The organism is Bradyrhizobium jicamae, from assembly GCF_001440395.1.
In the GTDB taxonomy this organism is placed as follows: Bacteria; Pseudomonadota; Alphaproteobacteria; order Rhizobiales; family Xanthobacteraceae; genus Bradyrhizobium; species Bradyrhizobium jicamae.
The window spans coordinates 2,925-3,230 of record NZ_LLXZ01000213.1 but is presented as its reverse complement, the minus strand read 5'-3'; the positions used below and the strand labels follow the sequence as shown (position 1 = coordinate 3,230).

The window sequence follows — 306 nt, the reverse complement described above, 5'->3', positions numbered from 1 at the left end:
GCATATCGGGCTGTTGGTAAGTTGGCGGCCCTAGGCTTGGGTCGTCCAGCTTCACCATCCAAGACTTTCTGATAGCGTCCGAGAGTGCCCGCAGAAGCAGTTCCTGCTCAGCGATCTTCTTTGACGCCATGTCGAAGTATTTGCCGGGATTTGCCAGCAGATCCTGCTCGGTCTCCTTTACAATCCGAAGCAGTTTGGCGAGCCGCCGGGCGTGTTCTCGGTCATCTTTCCCGAAATCGTGGTCAATAATTTCGCCCATGGCGTACTCCCTGTTTAAGTGTCGGCATGCGTAGGCACGGGCAGATC

At 55.6% G+C, this 306-nt stretch carries 1 pseudogene; it reads right to left on the bottom strand.

Annotated elements, in window-relative coordinates:
* Window positions 1-259, bottom strand: a pseudogene (locus CQ12_RS45475) (hypothetical protein); the annotation flags it as partial.
* Window positions 260-306 lie beyond the last annotated feature (47 nt).